Annotated in this window: 25 protein-coding genes; 15 read left to right on the forward strand and 10 right to left on the reverse strand. The window is 64.8% G+C overall.

Features of this window, described 5'->3' with window-relative positions; genetic code table 11:
* Positions 1-23 precede the first annotated feature (23 nt).
* The 3 genes from ACSAGD_RS00060 to ACSAGD_RS00070 all read right to left on the reverse strand — a co-directional run bounded on the left by ACSAGD_RS00060 (position 24) and on the right by ACSAGD_RS00070 (position 2622).
* Positions 24-461, reverse strand: a complete 438-nt coding sequence (locus tag ACSAGD_RS00060; RefSeq protein ID WP_437583658.1) for a YciI family protein — start codon at positions 459-461, stop codon at positions 24-26.
* A 262-nt stretch (positions 462-723) separates the two neighbouring features.
* A complete protein-coding gene (locus ACSAGD_RS00065) occupies positions 724-1260 on the reverse strand; it encodes a DinB family protein (RefSeq protein ID WP_437583659.1) in 537 nt (178 codons plus the stop codon).
* Positions 1261-1425: 165 nt separating this feature from the next.
* Positions 1426-2622, reverse strand: coding sequence for an MFS transporter (locus tag ACSAGD_RS00070; RefSeq protein WP_437583660.1), 1197 nt, complete (start codon positions 2620-2622; stop codon positions 1426-1428).
* 37 nt (positions 2623-2659) lie between these two features.
* Here ACSAGD_RS00070 and ACSAGD_RS00075 point away from each other — a divergent pair, with 37 nt between their 5' ends.
* The 5 genes from ACSAGD_RS00075 to thpD all read left to right on the forward strand — a co-directional run bounded on the left by ACSAGD_RS00075 (position 2660) and on the right by thpD (position 6848).
* Positions 2660-3220: a hypothetical protein gene (locus ACSAGD_RS00075; protein WP_437583661.1), complete on the forward strand. Its 561-nt coding sequence runs from the start codon at positions 2660-2662 to the stop codon at positions 3218-3220.
* A 204-nt stretch (positions 3221-3424) separates the two neighbouring features.
* On the forward strand, positions 3425-4018 hold the full coding sequence (ectA, locus tag ACSAGD_RS00080; protein ID WP_437583662.1) for a diaminobutyrate acetyltransferase: 594 nt from the start codon (positions 3425-3427) through the stop codon (positions 4016-4018).
* Positions 4019-4134: 116 nt separating this feature from the next.
* Positions 4135-5451, forward strand: coding sequence for a diaminobutyrate--2-oxoglutarate transaminase (gene ectB, locus ACSAGD_RS00085; RefSeq protein WP_437585194.1), 1317 nt, complete (start codon positions 4135-4137; stop codon positions 5449-5451).
* Entirely contained in the window at positions 5448-5849 is a 402-nt protein-coding gene (locus tag ACSAGD_RS00090; RefSeq protein WP_437583663.1) for an ectoine synthase, read from the forward strand. The genes ectB and ACSAGD_RS00090 overlap by 4 nt, the downstream gene beginning before the upstream one ends.
* Before the next feature lie 99 nt (positions 5850-5948).
* Positions 5949-6848: an ectoine hydroxylase gene (thpD, locus tag ACSAGD_RS00095; RefSeq protein ID WP_437583664.1), complete on the forward strand. Its 900-nt coding sequence runs from the start codon at positions 5949-5951 to the stop codon at positions 6846-6848.
* A 185-nt stretch (positions 6849-7033) separates the two neighbouring features.
* On the opposite strand, the gene ACSAGD_RS00100 is transcribed toward thpD, so the two are convergent.
* On the reverse strand, positions 7034-7660 hold the full coding sequence (locus ACSAGD_RS00100; protein ID WP_437583665.1) for a class I SAM-dependent methyltransferase: 627 nt from the start codon (positions 7658-7660) through the stop codon (positions 7034-7036).
* 4 nt (positions 7661-7664) lie between these two features.
* A complete protein-coding gene (locus ACSAGD_RS00105; RefSeq protein WP_437583666.1) occupies positions 7665-8771 on the reverse strand; it encodes a pyridoxal-phosphate-dependent aminotransferase family protein in 1107 nt (368 codons plus the stop codon).
* Between the two features lie 223 nt (positions 8772-8994).
* Between ACSAGD_RS00105 and ACSAGD_RS00110 the strand changes: the two genes are divergently transcribed.
* Positions 8995-10440 (forward strand): glyceraldehyde-3-phosphate dehydrogenase, encoded by a 1446-nt coding sequence (locus tag ACSAGD_RS00110; protein WP_437585195.1) that lies wholly within the window; start codon positions 8995-8997, stop codon positions 10438-10440.
* A gap of 22 nt (positions 10441-10462) precedes the next feature.
* On the opposite strand, the gene ACSAGD_RS00115 is transcribed toward ACSAGD_RS00110, so the two are convergent.
* Positions 10463-11344: a helix-turn-helix transcriptional regulator gene (locus ACSAGD_RS00115; RefSeq protein WP_437583667.1), complete on the reverse strand. Its 882-nt coding sequence runs from the start codon at positions 11342-11344 to the stop codon at positions 10463-10465.
* A gap of 76 nt (positions 11345-11420) precedes the next feature.
* Here ACSAGD_RS00115 and ilvD point away from each other — a divergent pair, with 76 nt between their 5' ends.
* The 3 genes from ilvD to ACSAGD_RS00130 all read left to right on the forward strand — a co-directional run bounded on the left by ilvD (position 11421) and on the right by ACSAGD_RS00130 (position 14515).
* Positions 11421-13340, forward strand: a complete 1920-nt coding sequence (ilvD, locus tag ACSAGD_RS00120) for a dihydroxy-acid dehydratase (RefSeq protein ID WP_437583668.1) — start codon at positions 11421-11423, stop codon at positions 13338-13340.
* A gap of 88 nt (positions 13341-13428) precedes the next feature.
* Positions 13429-13857, forward strand: coding sequence for a hypothetical protein (locus tag ACSAGD_RS00125; protein ID WP_437583670.1), 429 nt, complete (start codon positions 13429-13431; stop codon positions 13855-13857).
* Positions 13858-14137: 280 nt separating this feature from the next.
* The gene (locus ACSAGD_RS00130) at positions 14138-14515 is read left to right on the forward strand and encodes a hypothetical protein (RefSeq protein WP_437583671.1); all 378 of its coding nucleotides are present in this window, start codon (positions 14138-14140) and stop codon (positions 14513-14515) included.
* Positions 14516-14524: 9 nt separating this feature from the next.
* Here ACSAGD_RS00130 and ACSAGD_RS00135 read toward each other — a convergent pair whose 3' ends face one another.
* Together ACSAGD_RS00135 and ACSAGD_RS00140 are read right to left on the reverse strand one after the other, a co-directional pair.
* Positions 14525-15595 (reverse strand): ABC transporter permease, encoded by a 1071-nt coding sequence (locus ACSAGD_RS00135; protein WP_437583672.1) that lies wholly within the window; start codon positions 15593-15595, stop codon positions 14525-14527.
* Positions 15592-16680 carry an ABC transporter ATP-binding protein gene (locus ACSAGD_RS00140; protein WP_437583673.1) on the reverse strand — a complete coding sequence of 363 codons (1089 nt, stop codon included), beginning with the start codon at positions 16678-16680 and terminating at the stop codon, positions 15592-15594. Before ACSAGD_RS00140 ends, ACSAGD_RS00135 begins: the two co-directional genes overlap by 4 nt.
* A 106-nt stretch (positions 16681-16786) precedes the next feature.
* On the opposite strand from ACSAGD_RS00140, the gene ACSAGD_RS00145 reads away from it, so the two are divergent.
* The 6 genes from ACSAGD_RS00145 (at position 16787) to ACSAGD_RS00170 (ending at position 24863) form a co-directional block, all read left to right on the forward strand.
* Complete coding sequence (locus ACSAGD_RS00145; protein WP_437583674.1) at positions 16787-19066, forward strand: DUF222 domain-containing protein; 2280 nt, start codon at positions 16787-16789, stop codon at positions 19064-19066.
* A 112-nt stretch (positions 19067-19178) separates the two neighbouring features.
* Complete coding sequence (locus tag ACSAGD_RS00150) at positions 19179-19481, forward strand: hypothetical protein (RefSeq protein ID WP_437583675.1); 303 nt, start codon at positions 19179-19181, stop codon at positions 19479-19481.
* 181 nt (positions 19482-19662) lie between these two features.
* Positions 19663-21396 carry an ABC transporter ATP-binding protein gene (locus ACSAGD_RS00155; protein ID WP_437583676.1) on the forward strand — a complete coding sequence of 578 codons (1734 nt, stop codon included), beginning with the start codon at positions 19663-19665 and terminating at the stop codon, positions 21394-21396.
* Entirely contained in the window at positions 21396-23531 is a 2136-nt protein-coding gene (locus tag ACSAGD_RS00160; RefSeq protein ID WP_437583677.1) for an ABC transporter ATP-binding protein, read from the forward strand. Before ACSAGD_RS00155 ends, ACSAGD_RS00160 begins: the two co-directional genes overlap by 1 nt.
* A 4-nt stretch (positions 23532-23535) precedes the next feature.
* Positions 23536-24201 carry an SRPBCC family protein gene (locus ACSAGD_RS00165; RefSeq protein WP_437583678.1) on the forward strand — a complete coding sequence of 222 codons (666 nt, stop codon included), beginning with the start codon at positions 23536-23538 and terminating at the stop codon, positions 24199-24201.
* Entirely contained in the window at positions 24198-24863 is a 666-nt protein-coding gene (locus ACSAGD_RS00170; protein WP_437583679.1) for a DUF4166 domain-containing protein, read from the forward strand. Before ACSAGD_RS00165 ends, ACSAGD_RS00170 begins: the two co-directional genes overlap by 4 nt.
* Positions 24864-24925: 62 nt before the next feature.
* Here ACSAGD_RS00170 and ACSAGD_RS00175 read toward each other — a convergent pair whose 3' ends face one another.
* Together ACSAGD_RS00175 and ACSAGD_RS00180 are read right to left on the reverse strand one after the other, a co-directional pair.
* Positions 24926-25057: a putative transporter small subunit gene (locus ACSAGD_RS00175; RefSeq protein WP_437583680.1), complete on the reverse strand. Its 132-nt coding sequence runs from the start codon at positions 25055-25057 to the stop codon at positions 24926-24928.
* 8 nt (positions 25058-25065) lie between these two features.
* Positions 25066-26706 carry a sodium:solute symporter family protein gene (locus ACSAGD_RS00180; RefSeq protein ID WP_437585196.1) on the reverse strand — a complete coding sequence of 547 codons (1641 nt, stop codon included), beginning with the start codon at positions 26704-26706 and terminating at the stop codon, positions 25066-25068.
* Positions 26707-26786: the final 80 nt, after the last annotated feature.

Below are 26786 nucleotides of genomic sequence, written 5' to 3' on the forward strand. Positions count from 1 at the left end.
GACCTCAGCCAGGTCGCGCATCGTCACTCCGCTGCTGCGCGCGCCGCCTGCTCCTCGCGCCAGCCCTTCTCCTTCTGGATGTACTCGTTGTCCGCGTACTCCTCGAAGTCGCTCTCGTCGTGAACGCGCCGCACTTCGAGCCGACTGCCCGGCCCGAGGGGGCAGCGCTTCGCCCACTCCGCGGCCTCCGCCTTGCTGGCGACGTCGATGATCCAGAACCCGTTGAACAGTTCGTGCACTTCGCCGTAGGGTCCGTCGGTCACGATGGGCTGTTCGGTGTCGAAGTTGACGACGAAGCCTTCGGAGGCATCGCTGAGCCCCTCGCCGGCGAGCATGATGCCCGCTTTCATCATTGACTCGTTGTAGCGGCCCATCGCGTTGATGACCTCTTCGAAATCCATGGCCTCGTAGTCGGCGACGGCGGCGTCGCTTGCGGTGCGCATGATCAGCATGTATTTCACGGTTCTCTCCTTATGTTGTGAGGGGCCGTGTGGTCCCTCTCACTATGTCGTCGAATGGGAACCGTGTAAATCGACATCGAACACGAAGTTCGTGAAATCTTGCGAAACTCGCGCAGCGGTGGGCCTACTCTGCCGCGTCCTGCTCGGCCCTGCCCGGGCGTCTGCAGACGAGAGTGCCATCTGCGGACGAATGTGCCTGCCGCGGCACGCACTCATGACCGCAGATAGCACTGCCGCGGTGAGCGCCGCGGCATCCGCACTGCTACTCGCCGGTCTCACCGTCGATAGACTCCCGCAGCAAGTCGGCGTGACCGTTGTGGCGGGCGTACTCCTCGATCATGTGCACGAGAATCCACCGCAGCGACACTGCACCACCGCGAGGAGCTCGCGCGACGAGCATGTCGAGACCGTCGCCCTCGAGTGCCTCGGCCACGATCGCGCGTGAGGCGGTCACAGCATCCGACCACAGCCGGTGCAGCTGCTCGGGGGAGTCGTCTGCGGCCGAGTGCCAGTCCCAGTCGTGGTCTGCGGCCCAGTCGACGGTCGCCCACGGTGCCGCCGGCTCGTTGCCCATCAGCCGCTCTGAGAACCAGGAGTCTTCGACAAGCGCCAGGTGCTTCATCATGCCGCCGAGAGTCATGTCGGATGCCGCAGTCGTGGCGCGCAGCTGGTCGGCGGTGAGCCCCGCGCACTTCCACTCGAAGGTGGCGCGCTGATACTCAAGAAAGCCGACGAGCGTCTCGAGCTCGCCCGCGGCGTTCGGCGGTTCGGGGCGACCCTGGTCATCGATGACTGTCATGCGGTGAGTGTACGTGACGCGCCCGTGCATCCGGCTGTCGTACCGTCTCGACGACACGGCATTCCCGCATGTGCGCCGCGTCCACGCATCCATGTGCCCAAAAGTCTCACGTGGGAGCCCACTTTCGTGGGACAAACAGGCACACGGATGCCGCGGGCGTCAGCGTCACTGCGTTGTGCGGCGGGCACGAGCGGCCCGCACGGCATCCGCGCTGACACTCAGGACGAGGCCCGTCGCAAAGAGGATCAGCGCCGCGACCGGCAGCGCCGTCAGGTCGAACCCGTCGAGCACGAGGGCGCCGAGCAGCGCGCCGCCGCCGATGCCCACGTTGAACGCCGTCGTCTGCAGAGCCGCCGCGAGGTCGCGCAGGCGGAACGATGCCGTGTGAAGCATCCTGGTCTGCAGCATTGCTGGGATGCCGCCGAACGTGACGCCCCACACCACGAAGGCCGCCGTCACCACGATCTGGTTCGCACTCACCGCTGCGAGCACAGTGATCGCGGCCATGAGTCCCAGCACGGCGATCGCGAACCCGCGCTTCGGAAAGCGATCGGTCGCGAACCCGGCGATCACGAGTCCGACGGCTCCGGCCCCGCCGAACAGGAACAGCAGAAAAGCAACGCTCGCTTCGGGGAACCCGGCGATCTGCATGAGCCACGGCGCAATGTACGTGTAGAAGGTGTTGTGCGCGGTGAGAACGAGCAGAATCACGACGCACACAATGATGATCCCCGGCAGGCTGCGGTCGCGGTGAGCGGGAATCGGAATCTCGCCGGTCCGCAGCGGTACCTTGTGCTGCACTGCGGGCAGGTACTTCGTCACGACGAGGGCGAGCACCACGACGATGCCCGCGATGATCATGAACGCCACGCGCCACCCGAGAACGTGGCCGAGCGCGGTTCCGACGGGCACGCCGAGCACGAAGGCCGCAGAGCCTCCGCCCGAGGTGATGGCGACTGCCTTGCCGAGCTGGTGCGGCGGCACGAGGTGCGCGGAGTAGGCCGCGACCACCGCCCAGAAGAGCCCATGCGCGAGGCCGCCGAGGATGCGCGCGCCGACCAGCAGCTCGTACGTCGGAGCGATCGCGGCGAGCAGGTTCGCGAGAGCGATCACGAGCAGAACGATGACGACGAGCGCCTTGCGCGAGACGTTGCGCGTCATGGCGGCGAGCGGGGTGGTGGCGACGACGACGGTTCCCGCGAACACGGTCACGAGCAGCCCGGCGGTCGACAGGCTGACGTCGAGGTCGCGAGCCATGTCGGGCAGCAGACCGGTCGGCAGAAACTCACTCGTCACCGAGACGAAGATCGCTCCGGCGAGGGTGAGAAGACCGACCCAGGGGAAGCGGGTTTCGTTCGGCACTCGACAACCTTAGAGGAGGGCTGGCTACTCTGTGCGCATGTCCCGTCCCACGGAATTGGACCCCTGGGTGCGCACCGGCGTCTCCATCGGGGTCATCCCGCTGTACCTCCTTCTGACGCACCTTCTTGCGGGCGTCGTCTACCGGGCGCTCGTCCCCGAGATGAGCCGGACGGAGAGCATCGTGACCGCGATCGTATGGGGTGTGCTCGGTGCACTCTTCGTCGGAGCATACGCCTGGGCGGTGACATGGCGAACGGATGCCGGGCACCCCGTGCTGCACTGGTGGGTCGCGCCGGTTGTGGGCGTCGTCGCCCTGGTGGAGTTCGCGATCGTGCTCGTCGCGCTCCTTGTGCCGCATGGCGAGGCGGGTGTCGAGTGGGGCGCGTCTGTTCTCGCGCAGGCGGGCTCACCGCGTTTCTGGGCGGTGGCACTGTGGATGCCGCTCACGCTCTGGATCTCCATCGCGGCCACGTCGCGGCTGCGACGCCCGCGGCCGCGCCGCCGCATCACGATCGCGGTCGTGCCCTACGTGGTCGCCGCGGCGGTCTTCGCGATCCTGATCGCGGCGGGTATTTTCGGCCATCCCGAGGGCGCATAGGGCGTTCTAATGTCTCAGTTTCATCACGATGTCATTATGCGGTGGACAGGTTTCAGAAACGCCCCGGTTTCGAAAACGAAGATCCGCGTCATCACGCGGGAAACCGGGCCTTAGCACGGGGTCCTCGCCTTACCTGTGGGTATCGGTAGGATCCTCGAAACCTGTTGATTGTCGACAATGTACTTCGCTAACGTCGGAAGCCATATGTCTGCGACTCAAGCCATTACGAATGTCCAAGTCGAGAGTGACTCCACAGAACGCATCGTCGTTCCCGGCATCCACCATGCGGCCGAGATGTGGCGCATTGCGCGCGACTCGGTCACGCTCGATCTCAACCCGTCCTACGCGTACCTCGTGTACTGCCGTGACTTCAGCAAGACCACGCGCGTCGCGATCGTCGACGACCGTGTCGTCGGCTACGTCATGGGGCACATCCGACCCGAGAAGCCAGACCACCTGTTTGTCTGGCAGATCGCCGTCGACGACAGCTACCGCGGGCGCGGGCTCGCCGGTCGCCTGCTCGATGAGCTCTTCGGCGACCTGGCGGCATCCGACGACATCCACACCGTCGAAACCACCATCACCGACGACAACGAGGCCTCCCAGAAGCTGTTCGCCTCGTTCGCTCGCCGGTGGCAGAAGGCCCCGATGACTGTCGACCCGCTCTTCGAGACGAAGCACTTCCCTGACGGACACGACGCCGAGAAGCTCTACGAGATCGGACCGATCTTCTTCTTCGACGACGAGCTCCTCGCCGAGGTCGAGCAGCAGCGCGAACGCGCTGAGTCGCTCGCCTGACCAGATCCGAAGGGAGCGGCCACCGCTGCTCTCCGACGCCTGCAGGATCATCCGTGACGCCTGCGCGCGCCGTTCTCTGAAAGATTCACGGCATCCTCACGAAGGAAGGAATCGTGATGTCCCCCATTTCTGACGCCATCATCGCCATGGAGTCCGAGGTCCGCAGCTACTCCCGCTCGTGGCCCGCGGTCTTCGACCGCGCGGTCGGCAGCCACATCTACGACGAAGACGGTCGCGAGTACATCGACTTCTTCGCCGGGGCGGGCGCGCTCAACTACGGCCACAACAACCCGGTGCTGAAGAAGGTCCTGATCGACTACATCAGCGATGACCGCGTGATGCACTCCCTCGACATGTTCACGAAGTCGCGACAGGAGTTCATCCAGACGTTCAACGACGTCATCCTGAAGCCCCGCGGCCTGAACTACAAGCTCGCGTTCCCCGGCCCTGGCGGAACCCAGGCGACCGAGGCGGCGCTGAAGCTGGCCCGCAAGTACACCGGCCGCGAGTCGGTGATCAGCTTCACGAACGGGTTCCACGGCATGACGCTCGGTGCCCTCTCCGTGACCGGAAACTCACTGAAGCGCGGCGGAGCAGGCGTTCCGCTCGTGCACGCCACTCCGATGCCGTACGACGACTACTTCGACGGCGACTACCCGGACTTCTTCTACCTCGAGCGTCTGCTCACCGACAGCGGCAGCGGTCTGAACAAGCCCGGCGCCGTGATCGTCGAGACCGTTCAGGGCGAGGGCGGTATCAACCCGGCACGCTACGAGTGGCTGCAGAACCTCGAGAAGCTCTGCAAGAAGCACGAGATCCTGCTAATCATCGACGACGTGCAGATGGGATGCGGTCGCACCGGCACGTTCTTCAGCTTCGAAGAGGCAGGCATTGAACCCGACATGGTCTGCCTGTCGAAGTCGATCTCCGGTTACGGCATCCCCATGGCTCTCACGCTTCTCAAGCCTGAGCTCGACGTGTGGGAGCCCGGTGAGCACAACGGCACGTTCCGCGGCATCAGCGCCGGATTCGCCACGGCGACCGCAACGATCCGCGAGTACTGGTCGGACGACTCGTTCACCACGAGCATCAAGGAGAAGGCCGAGACGGTCGCGAAGCGCTTCCAGTCGATCGTCGACGTGACGCCCGGCATCACGGTCGCTGCGAAGGGTCGTGGGCTGGCTCGCGGTATCGAGATGGCGAGCGGCGAGCTCGCGGATGCCGTGTGCGCAGAGGCCTTCAAGAACGGCCTGCTCGTCGAGACGGCGGGTCCGAGCGGCGAGGTCGTCAAGCTGCTGGCCGCACTCACCATCCCCGAAGACGTGCTTGAGGCCGGCCTCGACATTCTGGAGAGCGCGGTGGCTACCGTCGCCTCCGGCAAGCTGGCAGACTCGGCATCCACCATTTCAAACCCTGAGGAGACCTACGCATGATCGTTCGCACCCTGGCAGAGATCGAAGACACCGACGCCGACATCAAGAGCGAGAACTGGCGCAGCAAGCGCATCATCCTCGCGAAGGAGGGTGTCGGGTTCTCGGTGCACGAGACGACTCTGTACGCCGGAACGGAGAGCGAGTTCTGGTACGCCAACCACATCGAGGCGGTGTTCATCACTCAGGGTGAAGGAACCATCACCGATAAGGCGACCGGTGAGACGCACGAGCTCAAGCCGGGCACGCTGTACCTGCTGAACGATCATGACAAGCACGTCGTGCGCGTTCGCGAGGAGATCAAGTGCGTGTGCGTGTTCAACCCGCCGGTGACGGGCCGCGAGGTTCACGACGAGAACGGCGTGTACCCGCTCATCACCGAAGAGCCCGCGGGCGCCTGAAGCTCCCAGACACGACAGCCGAGCCAGCACTGCTGGCCCGGCTGTCGTCGTTTTGGGTGACCGAATGCAGAACGAACAAAACCGATGAAGGAGGAGTGAGTGACTGCAACTCAGACAGTGCAGACAGATGTCTATCCCACCCGAACGGGAGGACCCGAGCGAGTTCTCGACCGTCCGGACCCCACGCTCTACGGCACCGCAGACGATGGGCCCATGGATGCCGCCACGCTGAGCGGCTACGACGAGAAGGGGTACCTGACGGTCGACGAGCTGATCAGCGCGAGCGAGGTCGCGGAGCTGACCGCTGAGCTGCAACGGCTGTCGGCGCAGGAGGAGATCCGACGCGATGAGCGGACGGTCGTCGAGGCCGCGAGCGACGAGGTGCGTTCGATCTTCGAGATCCACAGGATCAGCGACGTCTTCGCGAAGATCGCAAATGACCCGCGCGTCGTGGGGCGAGCGAAGCAGCTGCTCGGATCGGATGTATACATTCACCAGTCGCGCGTGAACTTCAAGCCCGGGTTCGAGGGCAAGGAGTTCATGTGGCACTCGGACTTCGAGACCTGGCACGCCGAAGACGGGCTGCCAAACATGCGCACGGTCAGCATTTCGATCTCGCTGACCGACAACTACTCCTACAACGGGCCGCTGATGATCATGCCCGGTTCGCACAAGAAGTACATCTCGTGCGGTGGGGAGACGCCAGAGGACAACTACAAGAAGTCGCTCATCATGCAGGGCGCGGGAACTCCCGAGAAGGAGACCCTGACGCAGTTCGCCGACACCTACGGCATCGATGTGCTCGAGGGAAAGGCGGGCGGCGCCATCATGTTCGACTGCAACTGCATGCACGCGTCGAACGGCAACGTGACGCCGTATCCGCGCTCGAACGTGTTCATCGTGTTCAACAGCGTGGAGAACACGGCGGTCGACCCGTTTGCGGCGGCGGCGCCGCGCCCCGACTTCATCGGTGCGCGTGACTTCACGCCCGCGGGCTGAATTACTCGTCCGGACAGGTCCGGTCCAGCACGGGCGGGTGACTTCACGCCCGCGGGCTGAGATCTGGACGAGTCAGTGAGTCAGAGCGGCGGCGTGCCCGGGCGGGTGCGCCGCCGCTCGGCGTCTGTCACGCGCCCTGAGCGCGGCAAGCGCTATTGCGCGGCCGGGACGGTGCCCTGCGGCGTTCAGAGAGTGAGGCGCCGTGCTGAGAGAGCGCCGTGCGGACGATACCCGCGGCCGGTGCGCGTATGTGTTTCAACGGTCTCGAAGCCCGCGGCGTCGACGAGGGCGCGCAGCTCGTCGAGCGGCCAGTAATGCGCGGCCGTGATCGCGTGGTCGAAGGGCTCCAGGCGTTCCCCGACGAAGAACCCCACCAGCAGCCCGCCCCCGGGCCGCACGACTCGGGCGAACTCGGCGAGAGCGCGAGGCACATCGGCCGGGTCGAGGTGGATGAGTGAATACCAGGAAAGGATGCCGCCGAGCGTCGCCTCAGCGGCATCCAGCTCGGTCAGACTGCCGACCGAGAACGACGCCTCAGGGCTGAGCGTTCGTGCGTGAGCGATGAACTCCGGCACCAGATCGACCCCGGAGGCGTCAAGTCCGAGGGAGCGGAGCAGAGCCGTCCAGTGACCGGGGCCGCAGCCGGCATCCAGCACCGGCCCGGTCAGGCCGCGTGCCCAGGTTGTGACGAGTTCGATGTCCGAGGGGTGCGCGCCCTCGAGCGTGGCGAAGAGATCGATGTACTCCCCGGAGCGTTCCGCGTATGCCGCGGCGACCTCCCGTAAGCGTGGCGCGGCTGCGTTCTGCCCCACGGGCTCAGCGCTTCGACGTTGCCGCGACTGCCTCGTCGAGTGCTGCGAGCAGCGTCGTCACCGATGCCGGTGTGGCGTTCGGTCCCATGAGCCCGATGCGCCAGACGCTGTCCGCGTAGGCTCCGACGCCCGCGCCGATCTCGATGTTCAGGGTGTCGAGCAGGTAACCGCGCACTGCCGCCGAATCGACGCCGTCCGGAACCTTGACGGTCGTGAGCGACGGCAGACGGTGCCCCTCCGCGGCGAAGAGCTCGTACCCGTGCTCCTGTAGTCCGGACTGCAGCGCCTCACCCGCGGCGGCGTGCCGGGCCCACACGTTCTCAAGGCCCTCGGCGTGGATGCGGTCGAGCGCTGCCTCAAGGCTCGCGATCATTCCGACGGGCGCAGTGTGGTGGTAGGCGCGCTTCGAGCCGGAGGCTGCGCCGACGTAGCCTCCCAGCATCCCCAGGTCGAGGTACCACGAGCGTGGATGCTCGATGCGGCGCTCGAAGGCACGGTCCGAGATCGTGAACGGCGCGAGGCCCGGCGCAACGCCGAGGCACTTCTGCGTGCCGGCGTAGCCGATGTCGATGCCCCAGTCGTCCGCGCGCAGCTCGAGGCCGCCGATCGAGGTGACGGCGTCCACGAGCAGAAGCGCGTCGCCCTTCAGCTCGCCGAGCGCGGCGATGTCGCTGCGCACGCCGGTCGAGGTCTCCGCGTGAACGGCGGCGATGATCGTGGGGTTCGGATGCGCGTCAGCCACGCGCTGCGGGTCGACGGGCTGCCCGTATTCGTGGTCGACGCGGACGACCTCCGCACCGCAGCGTGAGGCCACGTCGCACATGCGCTCGCCGAAGAGGCCGTTCACGGCGATGACCACGACATCGCCCGGTTCGACCATGTTCACGAACGCGGCCTCCATGCCGGCCGAGCCGGTGCCGCTGAGGGGGAGCGTGCGGGCGTTCTCGGTGCCCCACACCTCGCGCAGACCGTCGCACGTGTGGTCGATGCGCTCGATGAACAGCGGGTCGAGGTGGCCGAGCAGCGGGTAGCCGAGCGCCACCGTCGCCTCCGGGTACGGGTTCGTCGGCCCCGGTCCGAAGAGGCTGCGGGTTGTGATCGGTGTGTCCATCGGGTCTACCTCTCGATTCCTCGTCGGCTCGGCGCTTCAGACAGGTCGCCGCACTGTCGATCCCATCATGTCTCATGCAAGACACGTAAAATTGAGACACGCCCCCTTTTTCTGCGCCGATTCGGCGTGCCCGAAAACCATGACAACGCCGTCGGCTCACAAGGTGCGAACGGCAGAAGGAGCGCACGTGAACAGCTCTGTAGAGTCCCACCGTCAGAACTGGATCGCTCGTGAGGAGCAGGCGGAACGCATGATTCCGCTCGTCGGAGGTCTGTATCGAACGCACGGCGTCGTGACGTCGATTCACGGACGTCGCCTCATCGGTTTGTCGTCAATCGACCTGATCAAGGCGCATAAGTTCGCCCGACAGGCTGGTGCGCAGGCCATGTCGATGGATGCGTCGACGGCGGTGCTCGAGGCACTGGCCGAGCTGAAGCCGGGACCGGCATCCCTCGACATCGCGCGCCTTCACCAGGCCCACCGCGAGCGGGGCGAGGGGGCGAGTCTCGTCGACTTCCTGCGCGGTGAGCTCGCAGACATCCTCGACTCTCGAACGGAGACGGCTGAGCCGCGGGACGTCGTTCTGTACGGTTTTGGGCGCATCGGGCGCCTTGTCGCACGCCTGCTCATTGCGCACGCCGGAAACGGAGCGGGACTTCGCCTGCGTGCAATCGTGGTCCGGAAGGGCAGCGAAGACGACCTCGCGAAGCGCGCGAGCCTGCTGCGTCGCGACTCCGTGCACGGTCCGTTCGCTGGAACGCTGACGATCGACGAGGAGGCGAACTCGATCCTCGCGAACGGCACGCTGATTCAGGTGATCTACTCGAACGACCCGGCGACCGTGGACTACACCGAGTACGGCATCGACGACGCGATCGTCGTCGACAACACGGGTCGCTGGCGCGACCGCGAGGGCCTTGAGCAGCACCTGCGCTCGACGGGTGTGTCGCGCGTTCTGCTCACGGCGCCGGGCAAGGGTGACATCAAGAACATCGTGTACGGCATCAACCATGACCAGATCACGGATGCCGACACGGTGCTGTCTGCGGCATCCTGCACCACCAACGCCATCACCCCGGTGCTCGCCGCGATCGACGAGGCCTACGGCATTCGCCGCGGACACGTCGAGACTGTGCACTCGTACACGAACGACCAGAACCTGATCGACAATTTCCACACGGGTGCGCGCCGCGGTCGCTCGGCCGCACTCAACATGGTCATCACCGAGACAGGCGCCGCGAAGGCCGTATCGAAGGCGCTGCCGGACCTCGCGGGCAAGCTGACCGGCAGCGCGATTCGCGTGCCCACGCCGGACGTCTCGCTCGCGATTCTGAACCTGTCGCTCGAGAAGGCCGCGGATCGCGAGGAGCTGAACAGCTATTTGCGCGCGGTGTCGCTGCACTCGAAGCTGCGTCAGCAGGTGGACTACATCGAGTCGCAGGAGGTTGTGTCGACGGACTTCGTGGGGTCGCATCGCGCGGGAATCGTGGATGGGCTCGCGACGATCGTGGACGACGACAACGCGGTGGTCTACGTCTGGTACGACAACGAGTTCGGGTACAGCTGCCAGGTGCTGCGCGTCATCGAGGAGATGGCGGGAACCCACCCGACGGTGATGCCGCCGCGCGAGAACGTGACGCTGGAGTCGATGGCGGCGCTCGGCGTCTGAGGGTCGTCACGTCTGAGGGCCGTCAGGCCTCGCCGAGGCGGGCGAGGCGTTCCGCGGCATCCGTGTCGGGCATTGGCGTGTAGACGACGATGTGGATCTCGGGGTGGTCGGAGAGGGCAAGCTGATGGTGCTCCAGGTGCAGAAGACCGACGCGAGGATGCCGGAACTGCCGTTCCCGTGAGGTGAAGCGCTGCACGTCGCGACTCTCCCAGCCCGCGCGGAACTCGGCGCTCGCCTCGCGGAGCCGATCCACGAGCAGCCCGTGCGCCGGGTCGCCGAGCCGCGGCCCGGTCTCCGCCCGGAACTCGCTCAGGAACCGGCGGCTCGTGACCTCCCAGTCAGGCAGCAGCTCGCGCACGTACGGGTCGGTGAACACGAGCCACAGCAGGTTGCGGTTCTCGCTCTCGACGGTGGCGATGCCCGGGTACAGCAGCTCGTACGCGTCATTCCAGGCGAGCACGCCCCAGTCGGGAGCGAGGGCGAACGCGGGGTCGCTCCAGGAGTCGAGCAGACGGTGCAGGTGCGCCGGCGCGTGCGGGACGGGCGAGGCGTGCTGGGGGAGGGGGGTCGAGTAGCCGAGCAGCGCGAGAACGTATTCGTGTTCGGATGCTTCGAGGCGGAGCGTTCTCGCGACGGCATCCACAACCTGTCTGGACGGATTGATGTCGCGCCCCTGCTCGAGCCACGTGTACCAGGTGACGCTCACGCCGGAGAGGTACGAGACCTCCTCGCGGCGTAGCCCCAGGTCGCCGCCGCGTGTGCGGGGTGGGAGCCCGACCTCGCTGCGGGAGAGCTGTGTGCGGCGCGCACGAAGAAAGCCGCCGAGCTCGCGACGGCGCTGCACGTCGCTGTCCGGTTGGTTCCCGGCAGTGCGGCGCGGTGTCTCACGAGCATCCTGACCCATGGCTCAATACTAGTAGTGACACTACTAGCACCAGCGGCAACTTCCGCACGCTACATCCATCGACCACTCTGGTCTCATGCCACACCTGCGTTCACGAACAGTCACCAACGGACGGAACATGGCCGGAGCCCGCGCACTGCTGCGCGCCGCCGGCGTGAAGGGAAGCGACTTCGGCAAGCCGATCATCGCCGTTGCGAACAGCTTCACCGAGTTCGTGCCGGGCCACACGCACCTTCAGCCCGTCGGGCGCATCGTTTCCGAGGCGATTCAGGAGGCCGGCGGCATTCCCCGCGAGTTCAACTCGATCGCGGTCGATGACGGCATCGCGATGGGCCACTCGGGCATGCTCTACTCGCTGCCGAGCCGCGACCTCATCGCGGACTCCGTGGAGTACATGGTCAATGCCCACTGCGCCGACGCGCTCGTGTGCATCTCGAACTGCGACAAGATCACACCGGGGATGCTGATGGCAGCGCTGCGCCTCAACATCCCGACGGTCTTCGTGTCCGGCGGTCCTATGGAGTCCGGTCGCGCGACGCTCGTGGACGGATCGGTGCGCTCCCTCGACCTGGTCGACGCGATCTCCGATGCGGTGAACGACAGCATCTCGGATGCCGACATGCTTCGCATCGAAGAGAGCGCGTGCCCCACGTGTGGCTCCTGCTCGGGCATGTTCACGGCCAACTCGATGAACTGCCTCACCGAGGCCATCGGGCTGTCGCTGCCGGGGAACGGCTCGGTGCTCGCGACCCACACCGCGCGCAAGGCGCTCTACGAGAACGCCGGAGCGACGGTCGTGAAGATCGCGAAGCGGTACTACGACGAAGACGACGAGTCCGTTCTGCCGCGCTCGATCGCGACGCCCGACGCGTTCGGCAACGCGATGGCGCTCGACATCGCGATGGGCGGGTCGACGAACACGATCCTCCACCTGCTCGCCGCAGCGCACGAGGCGGGCGTCGACTTCGGGCTCGACGAGATCGACGCAGTCTCGCGGCGCGTGCCGTGTCTGGCGAAGGTGGCACCGAACGTGGCGGACGGCCGCACGTACTACATGGAAGATGTCCACCGGGCTGGCGGCATCCCCGCGCTGCTGGGCGAGCTGTGCCGTGCCGGTCTGCTCAACGAGGACGTTCACAGTGTGCACTCGCCGTCCCTGGCCGAGTGGCTCGATGCGTGGGACGTACGTGGTGGCGCGGCATCCGATGAGGCTATGGACCTCTGGTACGCCGCACCTGGCGGCAAGCGCTCATCGACCGCGTTCAGCCAGTCGGAACGCTGGGCAGATCTTGACACGGATGCCGCTGCAGGCTGCATCCGCGATCTCGAGCACGCGTACTCGGCCGACGGTGGGCTTGCGGTTCTGCGCGGTAACCTCGCCGTGGACGGCGCTGTGGTGAAGACCGCCGGTGTCGACGAGTCGATCTGGACGTTCTCGGGCCCGGCCGTCGTGTGCGAGTCCCAGGATGAAGCCGTGCAGAAGATCCTCGCGAAGGAGGTCGGCGAGGGCGACGTCGTGGTGATCCGCTACGAGGGCCCGAAGGGCGGACCGGGCATGCAGGAGATGCTGTACCCCACCTCGTTCCTGAAGGGCCGCGGGCTCGGCAAGAAGTGCGCGCTGATCACGGATGGGCGCTTCTCCGGAGGCACCTCGGGCCTCTCGATCGGACACATATCACCCGAGGCGGCATCCGGTGGCTTGATCGCGCTCGTCGAGGACGGCGACACGATCTCGATCGACATTCCGAACCGGTCGATGTCGCTCGATGTCGCTGCAGAGGTTCTCGAGGAGCGACGGCGCAGCCTGATCGCGAACGGCGGATTCCGTCCGCGCGAGCGCGAGCGCGTGGTGTCGCCGGCGCTGCGTGCGTATGCGGCGATGGCGCTGTCTGCGGACAAGGGCGCGGTTCGCGATGTCGATACTGTCGAGCAAGCGCTGCGGCTGGTCGAGGCGCAGAATGCGCTCGGGGCGGATGCCGCTGCCGTCAGCGACTGAGGCGCGAGGTGCTCCCGGACGCCGAGCTCTGAGTTCGCACCAGGCCGGTGAGCACTGCGCTGTCAGTGTTGCCCCGCATACTTAAGGTGTGTGGAGACCAGGCAGCATCATCACGCTCATCATCGGCGCGGTCGTCGGAGGTGCGCTTGCCGCGGGCGGGTACGTCTTCGTCGGCGCGCTGATCGAGTCGATGTGGTTCTCCGGTGGCCGCTACATGGATCTGGCGGCGGTTTACGGCCTCATCGCGGCGGCAGCTGGGGCGGCGATCGGCCTCACGTCGGCGATCGGAGCATCTTTTACGCTTGTCGCGCAGAGGCATTCGTCGAACGCGCGTCGGCGCGTCGCATGGGCGACGGTCGTCGCGGTTGTGTGCGGTGTCGTCGTACTGGCCGTGACATTCGGGTTCATGGGTACGCTCCCGCAGAATCTCATTGTGCTCGGTGTGGAGGCGCTGCTGATTGCGGTTCTTGCGTGGGTGGGCATCTCGGCGTCCGAACGTCACCAGCGTGCCCGCTGACGCCCAGCAGGCTGCTTGCTCACAGCGCGCTCGCTGACGGTGCTCGCTGAGGCACGGCGACCCGTCTGTTGATCCTCGACTCGTCTGCTCGCTCACGGCTCGACGTCGCGTCCAACCCTGTTCGCCGGTCGCTGGGCCCCACTCATCTCCCGGCACTCGATGTGTCATTCGAAAAGCAGTGATTGTGTCACGCGTGCGAGCAAATGTGAAGCCATTGAGGAGCGCTTCCTCAAACGCATAGCGTTGCCGTCATCTGAAACGTTGAACGGGAGGACCTTTCATGAGTGAGGGCGAGATCCGCAAGGGGCCGCAGATGTCGGCATCCATTGAGCATGCTCAACACATCACGTCACCTGATCAGAAGGCAGACCACGACGGCGCGACGCTTGTGACGACGAGTCACGATGTCATTCGAGCGTGGGCGGATGAGCGCGATGGCGTTCCGGCGACGGTCGAGGCGACGGAGCACAACGGGCACCTCGGCGTTCTGCAGATCGACTTCGCGCACGACGACGGAGCGCTGCGTGAGGTCAGCTGGAATGACTGGTTCGAGACGTTCGATGACCGACGGCTGAACTTCATCTACCAGGAGACGAAGAGCGACGGCACGCAGTCGAACTTCTTCCGGCTGGACAACCCAGAGCGTGAGGACGGCTGATTCTCATGCTTAGGCGATTCGACTTCCCTTCGTGAGCTTGCCCGCCGGGGTCCGCGTGCGCGCGATCGCCCACCAGAGGGCGCCAGCCGCGAGCAGCACGTGAATGCCGAGTCCGACGAACCAGCTGGGCACAGCCTGGTCGTGAATCTCCTTCGGAGTCTTATAGTCATCGGCGTACGTCGTCGAGCACATGTCGACGACGCTGTCGAGTTCTGGCGGCTCCTGCAGGCTTCGCACGCCCGACGCGATCGTGCTGAAGAGGTTCGTCGGATTCCCGTGCGTGTCGAAGCTGCCGGGGACGGCATCGGCGAGCACGACATATGGGTTGGCGGCGAGGATGCCCCAGTAGAGGTCGTACCGCGGTGTCGTCGAGTACTGCACCTCGGGATCGCCGCAGGTCGTGCCGACTAGTTCTCCCGTCTCGACGTCGTACAGCTCACTGGCGTCGATGTGCGTCGTCTTCTGTTCAGATGTTGTGACCGAGCCGAGGAGGCCGAAGGCGATGAGCGTCCCGACGCTGAGGGCTGCGACCGTGAGGTACGTGACCACGATCGAGAAGAGCGGTTTCGTCAGGATGCCGGAGAGGGCCACGCCGATCGCTGCGATGACGCCCAGTTCTGCCGCGAGCACCAGGATGGAGGTCGCCATGGTGGCGGCATCCAATTCACCCATAGCGATGGCGATCAGAACGAACGGGATGCTCGCGACGAGGAAAGCGAGCGCACTGATCCACGCCGCAACGAACTTGCCGAGCACGATCTGCGCCGTGGACACGAGCGTCACCTGCGTGGTCGCGAGGGTTCCGGCATCCCTCTCTCCGTTGATGGAGTTGCCGCTGAACGCGGGCGTCGCGAGCGTGCCGAGAAGCAACACGAAGTACAGGATGAGCGAGAAGAGCCATCCGCCGACGCCAGGCTCGTCGACGTCGCTCGAGTAGGTCTGCATCGTCATCAGCAGCAGAACTGTGACGGCAGCGACGAGCAGCACGAAGATGCCGACGAGCACGTACCAGGCGACACCGCGTACGCGCTGACGCAGTTCGAGGGTGATGATCAGGCCGAGGCCGCGGAAGAAGCTCATCGGTTGCCTCCCTCGGAAGATTGCTGATCGCCGGTTGCGTGCGGATGCTCCGTTACCGGCTCAGAGACCTCTGGCTGCGGCGTTCCTGCCTGCGATTGGCGGGACAGATCGAGGAAGGTGTGCTCAAGCTGCCCCACAGCCGGTGAGAACGAGCTCACGCGCACACCCGCGCCCACGAGAGCCTGGAGTAGGAGTGCGGCTTCTTCCTCGTCCGTCACGGTGACGAGGACTCCGCGGTTATCGGCCGCGATGTTCTCGGGAGCGACCCCGACGCGAGCGAGAGCGTCGGGCAGTGATGACTCGTCGAGCGCGCGGACTCGCCACTGCCGCTGCGAGGTTGCCGCTCGCGTGACGGCGTCTGCGGCCACGGTGACGCCGCGGTTCATGTAGACCGCGGCATCCGAGATCTCCTCGAGCTCGGAGAGCTCGTGACTGGAGATGAGAATCGCGGCGCCGTCTGCGGCGAGGCTTCGGAGCATTGCACGCAGTTCGCTCCGCGCCGCGGGATCGAGACCGGAGGCTGGCTCATCAAGCAGAAGGACTCGAGGCCTGTGTACGAGCGCGCGAGCGAGGCTGAGTCGCTGCTTCTGCCCGCGGGAGAGGACGCGAGCCGGCTGGTCTGCGAGTGCGGAGAGCCCGACGAGTTGAAGAAGTTCCGTCGCCCGTACCGCAGCGGCGTCTTTGTCGAGGGCGTACATGCGGCCGATACTCTGCAGTGCAATGCGCGGGCTGAGCGTCGCCCACGTGCCGAGGCTGTCGGGCATCCAGCCCATGGCTGAGCGAACCGCCTGGGGCTCGGCGACCGGGTTGTGTCCGGCGATTCGAATGCTGCCTGTGTCGGGCTTCAGCAGGCTGGCCAGCATCAGCAGGAGCGTTGTCTTGCCCGCACCGTTCGGGCCGACGAGCGCCGTGATGCTGCCCGGTCTCACCTCGAGGTCGGCGTTCTGCACGGCGTGTACGCGATTGAAGGCGCGGGACACCCCGTTGACGATGATCCCGTCATGTTCACGCGCGGCGCCGTCTCTGACGGGGGCAGGACGCTGCCCGGAGCCGCGCTCCGGCACTGCCGCGTTCGGATCTGCCATTGGGTCCCTTCTGACTGGTTCAGGTCAGCGTAGCGTGCACACATGACAAGTGACTTTGCTTGTGGAAAGACTAGAACAAAACTTCGAATATTGCTAAGCTCTAGGCATGGAATCAGAGGATGAGGCGTTCGCGGGTGACGCAGCCCCCGTGGAGGGTGACGCGGCACCGGGCGCGAAAGCTGCACCTGAGGCAGAGACTGATCCAGGAATGGATGTCGATGCGGAAGCTTCCTCTGAGGGTGACGCTGATGTCGACACTTCCGCTGATGCTGGCACCGAGGCTGATGCTTCGACAGGTCCTGATGTATCACTTGAGCCTGATGTTTCTCTGTTCCATGATCGCTCTCGAACTGAGATGGGCGATCGCAATGAGGTTATCGGGCTCTGCCTTGACCGTCTGAGCGCGATTGACCGCGAGATCGCCGCGCTCGAGGCGCAGCGGGCAGAGGTGCTTGTTCAGAGCCGAGTGCTGAGCGAAGCTGCTAGTGACGCCCCTCAAAGATCGAAGAAAGATTCGACAGCGAGAGATGGTTCGCTGAGCTTCACGTCATTCGTCGCTGAGGTCGCATTGGCGCGTCGAGTGCCGGAGAGGACAGCACGCAACCAGATCGAAGAAGCGACGACGCTGATTCGCCAGCTTCCGGAGACGCGCGACTCCCTGTGGCGGGGCGAGATCTCGTACGCGCACGCGCGCGGCATCGTCAAGCAGTCGTGGAGCCTGCCGAATGAGGCAGTGGAAGGCTACGAGCAGGCTGTCCTTCCGGTTGCGACAAGACAGACCTCCTCGCAGTTCGCCCGTACGGCGCGCATCACGCGCGAGCGCATGCACCCCGAATCAATCAAGACGCGTCGTCAGGCCGCGGAAGAGGAGAGGTGCGTCGACTTCGAGCCCGTGCGCGATGGCATGGCCTGGGTCGGTGTGAAGCAGACTGCTGAGCGCGCGACCGCGATCTACAACGCCACCATCGACGTCGCGCGACGCATGCTCTCGCCCGAAGACCCCCGAACGCTTCCGCAGATGGCTGCGGATGTCTTCGCGGACGCCATCATCGCTGGGTTCGCCGACCCGAAGCCTGGTGCCGATCTCGAGGACGACGCGCTCATTCGCTGTGCGAGCAGCGAGGAGGGCGGGCCCGAGGTCGATGTTCGAGTCGGTCGTGAGCGCGATGCCGCTGATGTGAACATGAGTTCCGGCGTGGGTGACGGCTGCAACGAGGTGGATGCTCTGTATCCATCCGATCTGTTGGTCAGTGCTGAAGCGTCATCGCTGCTGCCTGATGGTTCGCCGTCTTTCGCGCCCGTCGTTCTCGAATACGGTGAGGTGACTGCAACAGCGCTGAATGATTCAGGCTCGGTCTGGGCACGAGATCCAGGCTCGGTCCGGGCGCGGAGGCTTCCGCGAAAACGGATGCGAGCGCGATCGGGGGAGCCGGCATCGTCTGAATCGTCACCAGACGAATCATCAACCCCCGGAAAATACGGGAAACAGCGCGCGACGATGACTTTGCCTCCCACACTCGGACAGGTCATTGACGATGCTCGTGCGGAGCGGCGGTCCCGTGGACTGCCCGCGGTCGAGGTGAAACCTGGACAGTCGCTCTTCGAAGCACACATGCTCGCGATCGCTCCGCGGATCATCCAGCGACTCAAACTGAAGCGCAACGTCGGGCCCGCGCCCTGCAAGACTCTCCGCTCCGGGCTTGGGGTCGCACAGCGGCCATCTATTCGACCGACAGTGATGGTCACCGTTCCCATCATGTCGCTGCTCGGGAACTCAGAGGCGCCCGCGACCCTCGACGGCTACGGCCCCATCGACGCAGACGCCGCGCGCGATCTCGCCGCGAACGCACCGTCGCTCACGCGTCTCCTCACCCATCCCGAAACGGGAGCGGTCCTGTCCGTCGGTCGCGAGTCCTACAGGGTTCCCGCCGACCTCAGACGCGCGCTTCTCCTTCGTGATCGTACCTGTCGCTTTCCAGGGTGCAACCACCAGGCGCAGTGGTGCGACGCAGACCACAGCAAAGACTGGCAGTGGGGCGGAGAAACCGACATCAGGAACCTCGCCTTCCTCTGCCGCAAGCATCACCGACTCAAGCACAAACGCGGGTGGGACGTGGAGCTTCATCCAGACGGCCGGATGACATGGACGAGCCCGCGAGGCCGCGTCTACGAAAGCCTGCCCGCCGCAGTCATCACTAAAGCGGGGCGGTCTGCTCGAGAGTTCGTGCGCACCCGGAAAGTGGTGTTCACCAGTGATGACACCGCGGAAGGCGAGCGCGACACGTCCGGGCGTGCACACTCCGAAAATTCTTTGGCTGTCGGTGATTCTCAACTTTCAGCACGAGTGGAGAACAGCGGCATAGGGGAGGAATCCCCGCCGTTCTAGGGAACGCGTCGCGCAACATGCTTTCGAGACGGAGCACAGAAAGCGACCGCGAGTGCAGTTTCCCAGCACTTACAGTGCAGATGTTCAGAATGAAAGCATTACGTTTAGGGGCATGGCACGTCCTACTCGATCAAAGCCGCGCGAGCTGAGCGACAATTGGCCCGAGGCTGAGTGCGCCGATCCCGTAGCTGAGGTCGCGCGTCAATTCGCTGTCACCCTGCGTGACACCATCGGCTCACAGAGCCTTCGCTCCGTCGGAGCCCAGACCGGCGTCGACCACGCCACCATCAGCGGGATCATCGGCGGTCGCACGTGGCCAGACCTCGCGACAATCGCGCGACTCGAGATCGGACTCAAGGCTGACCTGTGGCCCACGCGTCGTCGCCGTCGGGCTGCAAAGAGCACCGCCAGCTAAAGAGATTCGGGTCCCTTCAGCGACCATCAATTGATGGATGGGTTCCGCTGATCTGATGTGAGTAGTCCCTCCATCAGATATCCGTCTTGCGACGGATAGAGAATGTCGGAGGCATCGGGGTAAGCTCTAACGCTCGCCAATTTTCAACAGGCGAGAACAAGAACGTCAGGACGTAATTCTCGTGGCCCTCCTACGCCTTTCACTTCACTATGCGCGGCCGTACTGGCCGTGGATCGTCGGTGTCGCCGTACTGCAGCTCGCGTCGACCATCGGCATCCTCTACCTGCCTACTCTCAACGCTCAGATCATCGACCAGGGCATCGCCAAGGGCGACACCGAGTTCATCTGGAACACCGGCCTCGTCATGCTTGCCGTCTGCTTCGCACAGGTGTGCGCGGCGATCGCGGCGATCTACTGCGGCGCGCGAGTCGCGATGGCGGTAGGGCGCGACCTGCGTCGTGCCATCTATCGCAAAGTCGACAAGCTCACAGCTCTCGAGGTCGGGCGCTTCGGCACAGCGACGCTCATCACTCGCAACACGAACGACGTGCAGCAGGTGCAGATGCTCGTGCTCATGACACTCAACTTCATGGTGTCGACGCCGATCATGTGCATCGGCGGCATCATCATGGCGCTGCGCGAAGACGTCGGGCTCTCATGGCTCGTCTGGGTTTCCGTTCCCGTGCTCTTCGTCGTCGTCGGCATCTTGGTCAAACTCCTGCTTCCGCTGTTCCGCGAGATGCAGGATCGCATCGACACGATCAACGGCGTGCTGCGCGAGCAGATCGTGGGCATCCGCGTCATCCGCGCGTTCGTTCGGGAGCCTCACGAGACCGCTCGCTACCGCACCGCGAACGAGCAGATCACCCGCGTCTCTGTGCGCGTCGGCAACATTTTCGTGCTGATGTTCCCGGTCATCATGATGATTCTGCACCTCGCCACTGCGGCGGTTCTGTGGTTCGGCGGTCACCGCGTGGACGCGGGAGACATGCAAGTCGGGTCGCTCACGGCCTTCCTGCAGTACCTGCTGCAGATTCTCGTCGCCGTCATGATGGGCGTCTTCATGGTCATGATGATTCCTCGAGCCGTGGTCTGTGCCGAGCGCATCGACGACGTCCTGCGTGAGAGCGAGCACGCGCCGAAGAAGGCACCCGATGTCCCGACTCCGTCCACCGGAGTCGTCGAGTTCGACGGCGTCACGTTCGGCTACCCCGGAGCTGAGCGCCCTGTTCTCGACGACGTCAGCTTCACGGCATCCCCGGGCACGACGACGGCGATTGTCGGCTCGACCGGCGCTGGTAAATCGACGCTCGTGAATCTCGTGCCGAATCTGTACAACGTGCAGTCCGGCCGAATCACGATCGATGGGTCCTCCGTCGAAGACCTCACGCGGGCGCAGCTGGCGAGCGTGATCGGCCTGGTTCCGCAGAAGCCGTACCTGTTCTCGGGCACTATCCGCTCGAATCTTCAATTCGGAAACCCGGATGCCTCAGACGCCGAGCTCTGGGAGGCTCTGCGCATCGCCCAGGCGGACGACTTCGTCTCCGCGAAACCCAAGGGCCTCGATGAACCCGTCGCACAGGGAGGAACCAACGTCTCGGGCGGCCAGCGCCAGCGACTCTGCATCGCCCGAGCACTGGTCGCGAGGCCCAAGGTCTTCCTTTTCGACGATTCGTTCTCCGCACTCGACGTCTCCACCGACGCTCGACTGCGCGAGGCACTCGCCGAGTCCATCACGGATGCCGCGGTCATCGTCGTCGCACAGCGCGTCTCAACGATTCGCGAGGCCGACGAGATCATTGTGCTTGACGCGGGCGTCATCGTCGGACGCGGCACGCACGATGAGCTGCTCGAGACGAACGAGACCTATCAGGAGATCGTGAGATCCCAGTTGAGTGTGGAGGGGGTGGCCTGATGGCGCGTCGCAAAGACAGAGACGCCGCTCCCGCGGCATCCCCCATCGCTGAGGCCGAAGCGGCGAAGACGGACGACGAACTGCTCGAGTACGCGCCGGCGGAGGCCGACGGCGACATGTTCGGCGACGCCCCCGCGAAGAAGGCGAAGCACTTCTGGCCGTCGGCGAAGCGCCTGTTTGGGCTGCTGAAGCCGGAGCGCGCCGGTATGACACTCGTGGTCGTGCTGGTTGTGGCATCCGTCGTGCTCACGGTCATCGCGCCGAAGATCCTCGGTCTCGCCATGGACGTCATCTTCAACGGAGTCATCGGTGCGCAGCTTCCCGAAGGCGTGCCGCTTGAGACGATCATCGAACAGGCGAAGGATGCCGGTCAGGCCGACTTCGCCCAGATGCTCGCGACCGCGGACGTGGTGCCCGGACAGGGTATCGACTTCGTCGAGCTGAGCCGTCTCATCTTCATCGTCCTCGGTATGTACGTCGTCGCATCGATCCTCATGTGGGCGCAGGGCTTCATTCTGAACGCCCTCGTGATGCGCGTCGTCTACCGTCTGCGTGAAGACATCGAGGTCAAGCTCAATCGCCTGCCGCTCAGCTACTTCGACACGCGCCAGCGCGGCGATCTCATGTCGCGCGTCACGAACGACGTCGACAACGTGCAGAACGCTCTCCAGCAGGCGTTCTCGCAGCTCGTGCAGTCGGCGCTCACGATCATCGGAATCGCGGCGATGATGTTCATCGTGTCGTGGCAGCTCGCGCTCATCGCGCTCATCGCGCTGCCGCTCTCGGGCGTCATCGCCGGGGTCATCGGGGTGCGCTCCCAGAAGCTCTTCACTGAGCAATGGAAGAGCACGGGAACCCTGAACGGCCACGTCGAAGAGTCCTTCTCGGGCCTTGAGCTCGTGCGCGCCTACGGCCGCGACGAGGAGATGCTGCGTGAGTTCGACGAGCGCAACGAGAAGCTCTTCAAGGCGTCGTTCGGGGCGCAGTTCGTCTCGGGCATGATCATGCCGGCGATGCAGTTCGTGTCGTACCTCTCCTACGTGCTCATCGCTGTCGTGGGAGGTCTCCGCGTAGCATCCGGCCAGATGACGCTCGGTGACGCGACCGCGTTCATCCAGTACTCCCGCGAGTTCACGCAGCCCATCAGCGAGATGGCGGGCGTCGCGAACATGGTGCAGTCGGGTGTCGCGTCGGCAGAGCGCACATTCGAGCTGCTGGATGCCGAGGAGCAGGAGCCCGACGACGTTCGCGCCGAGTTGCCGGAGACCACGCGCGGACATGTGCGGTTCGAGGACGTGTCGTTCAGCTACTCGCCGGACACCCCGCTCATCGAGGGCGTCTCCTTCGACGTCCAACCCGGCGAGACCGTCGCGATCGTGGGGCCGACGGGTGCGGGCAAGACGACGCTTGTGAACCTGGTGATGCGCTTCTACGAGATCACTGGTGGACGCATCCTGCTCGATGGTATCGACACGCGTGAGCTGTCGCGCGCGGATCTGCGGTCGCAGGTCGGCATGGTTCTGCAGGACACGTGGCTGTTCGAGGGGACGATCCGCGAGAACATTCGGTACGGACGTCTCGATGCCACCGATGACGAGGTTGTCGAGGCAGCCACTGCGACGATGGTCGACCGCTTCGTGAGGCAGCTGCCCGAGGGCTACGACACAGTGGTGGATGCCGAGGGCGGCAGCGTCTCGGCGGGGGAACGGCAGCTCATCACGATCGCCCGCGCGTTCCTCGCGAACCCGTCGCTTCTCATTCTCGATGAGGCGACGAGCTCGGTCGACACGCGCACGGAGCTGCTCGTGCAGAACGCGATGTCTGCTCTGCGCACCGACCGCACCTCGTTCGTGATCGCGCACCGCCTCTCGACCATTCGCGATGCCCACACGATCCTCGTGATGGAGCACGGCGCGATCGTCGAGCAGGGCACGCACGACGAGCTGCTTGAGAAGCGCGGGGCGTACTTCGATCTGTACATGACGCAGTTCCGCGGCGAAGACAGCGAAGAGCAGTTCGAGACGGAAGAGGCTCTCGAGATGGCCGCGGAGGCGCCGCTCACGCAGGAGATCCCCGTCGCGACCGGTGCTGTGCCCGTGCAGCAGGAGGAAGCGCCGACGCCGGACCACGAGTAGGAGCATGTCACGTCGCGGAATCTACGTTGAGATCTCGATTCGCGCAGATCTCGACCGTGTGTGGGAGCTGACGCAGAACCCCGCGGAGCACTCTCGGTGGGACCTGCGGTTCAGCTCGATCACACCGATCGATGCTCTCGCTTCGGGCAGGTATCGGGGTCAGCGGTTGAGCTCGATAACACCGATCGATGAGCTCGCGTCGAAAGGCTATCGGTTCCGCTACGAGCGACGCGTGCTCTGGCACACGATCGTCGGTACGGGAACATCGATCGGTGAGCGGTCGCATTCGGGCGGCACGCGAACCTCTGCCCTGAAGTTCACGACCGCGGACCCACTGTCACCGCTCGGAGGCGGTCGCGGATACTGGCGCTACGTTCCGACAGGCGACGGAGTGACGTTCATCACCGGCTACGACTACGAACCGGGGTGGGGCCGGCTCATCGATCGGCTCATCATGCGGCGGGTCATCGGATGGATGACGGCGTGGAGCTTCGACCGACTGAGGATCTGGGCCGAGAGCGGCATCCCACCCGAGCGCTGGTCACTGCTTTCATTGCTGGCATTCTGGCAACCCGAGCGCCCGCTCGCCCGCCGATGTCGGCGTGCTCCGCGCAGAGGCGATGCGATGTCGGGAGCACCGACGTCTCTCGGTACTCTCGAAGCACCATGACCTCGATCTTCGAAAGCGCTCTCGGCGCGGACTTCGCTCGACTGCACCCCATGATGCAGAAGCGCTTCGGCGTCGGCCTCGACGCGGGCTATGCGTGCACGGGGCGCGGTCGGCTGACAATCACTCGCGGCCGATGGTGGACGATACCGTTTCTCGAGTTCGGTCGGCTTCGCAACATCCTCACCCCTGTGACAGGACAGGACGTTCCGTTCACGATCGAGAACTACCCGTACCGTGATCCATACGGGCGGGAGATCGTGACGTTCGTGCGCGAGTACCAGGCGGGTCGCCGGACGACACGATTCGACGCGACGATGGTGCAGGGGCCACGGGGTGTGGTCGACTATCTCGGCACGCACCAGCATCTCGTGACCGACCTCGATCTCAGAGTCGACGATGAGGGCGGCTTTCGGCTGCGCTCAGGTGCGCAGCGCTTCTATGAAGGGCTTCTCGGGTTCCGATTTCCCATGCTGTTCAGCGGGTACGCCGACCTGCACGAGCGCTTCGACGATGACGAGGCGTGCTACCGCATCACGCTGCGGGTGGAGAACCCGGTGTTCGGGTACCTCTTCGGATATGACGGAAAGTTCACGTGCGAGTTCACGCCTGCGAGCGATGCTCCCGCGCGGCTGAAACCGGTGCGCCACGTGCGCCGCATTTAGCGGACACACGTGGCGCAGACTCGGCGTTCAGATCAGACTCGGCGGTCAGATCAGGCTGGTGATCAGATCAGACGACGGCCCTCGCGACGTGCCTCTCGCCACTCACGGAAGAAGCCGCGAGCGATGAAGAACAGCACACCGGCGACGATGGCCGGCCAGATCAGCACATACAGTGTGAGCAGAATGACGTCCATGGTCTCTCCTATCGGTTCGTCGCGTCGGCGGATTCGTCGTGCTCCGTGCCGGCGGCAACGGGCTCGACGGTGTCGAGACGGTCGTCATTCGGCGTTTCGGTGTCGAAGTCACCCGTGCGCTTCTTGATGAGCTCGAAGTCGAAGTCGGCCTTGCTGCGGAACGACAGTAGGTAGCAGATGATCGTGCTCACCGAGTAGGCGACCAGTGAGCCCGAGAGCACCGCATAGTCGTGCAGGAAACCGATGCCGAACGGAGCGGATGCCACGATGGCGACGCCTCCGACGACGAGCGCGACCTTCTTGCCGAAGAAGCCGAACGCCATGAGCCCGAGAACGACACCGATGCCGATCACGGAGAGCACGTCGGTCAGGATGCCGATGGCGCCGTCCATCGGGATCCAGGAGAAGCGCACCGGGATGAACACGACGAGAGCCGCGAGCACAGACACCGTGAAGGCGAGGTTGGTGATCTTGTTCCAGTAGAAGCTCGCGATCACGGGGAAGACCAGTGCGCCCCAGAGCGCACCGACGAAGACCAGCAGGTCGAGGATGTTCATCTGCCCGCTCGCGAAGAACAGGCCTCCTCCGGTCGCGACGACCATGGTGATGCGCCCGACGAGCAGCATGGTCTTGGGGTTGGCCTTCGCCTTGCCCGCGATGTTCTGGCCGTACACGTCGGCCATCATGATCGACGACAGCGCCGCGAGGTCGGAGTCCGCGGTCGAGGCGAGCGAGCCGATGATCATGATGAAGAAGAGGCACAGGAGTACCGGCCCGAGGAAGCTCGCAGCGACCTGAGGAACCAGGTTGTTCGGGTCTCCGCCGAGCGGTTCGATGCCCAGGTACAGGGCCATGACTCCGAGCATCCCGATGCCGATCACCGTTGCGCCGTAGCCGACGGTGGCGGTCACGAAGGTCTTCTTGATGAGGTCCTCGCGAACCGCGAAGAGGCGCTGAGCGATCGTCTGGTTCCCGATGGCGTAGGCAAGAACAGCCGCGATGTACGGGGCACCCTGGTTGAGGAAGGCGTCAGACGAGAAGAAGTTGCTCTGCTGCGGCGTCAGGTTCTTCGCGCCCTCGACGAACATGCTCGGGCCTCCCGCGAGGAAGAACACGGTCGGAATGATCACGACGACAGCGCCGAGCATGGCGAGCACCTGCGCGAAGTCGGTCAGCACGGATGCGCGGAAACCCGACCACAGTGTGTAGAGCAGAACACCGGCAGCGATGATGAGGATGCCCTGGCCGAAGCTGAACGGCGAGAGCATCGAGATGAGTGCCCCTCCGGCGATGAAGTTCGACGTGAGGCTGATGAGGCTGCCGAGGATGTTCGATCCAGCGAGCATCAGCTGGCTCGAGCGACCGTGGCGGGCGTACATGACTTCCGCCATCGTGTGCGCTCGAGGCGCGACAGCACGGATGCGCTTGCCAAAGGGATAGATCAGCAGGATCATCAGCGCGCCCCACAGTCCGTAGTGGATCGGGCCGGAGATTCCATACGTGTATCCGGAGGTCGCCGAGGCATACATCGAGGATGCCCAGATCCATGTCGCGGTCATCGACGCGGCCGAGATGCCGAAGCCGATCTTGTTGCCAGCGGTCATGTAACCGTCGGCGTTCTCCTTCTTGCGGCTGATCGCCACAGACATGACGAGAGTGCCGCCGAAGAACAGGATGAGAAGGCCGATCGTGATCGGAACTCCCAATTGCGTCAGGTCAGATTCGTCCA

This window comes from Paramicrobacterium salitolerans, from assembly GCF_051513965.1.
In the GTDB taxonomy this organism is placed as follows: Bacteria; Actinomycetota; Actinomycetes; order Actinomycetales; family Microbacteriaceae; genus Paramicrobacterium.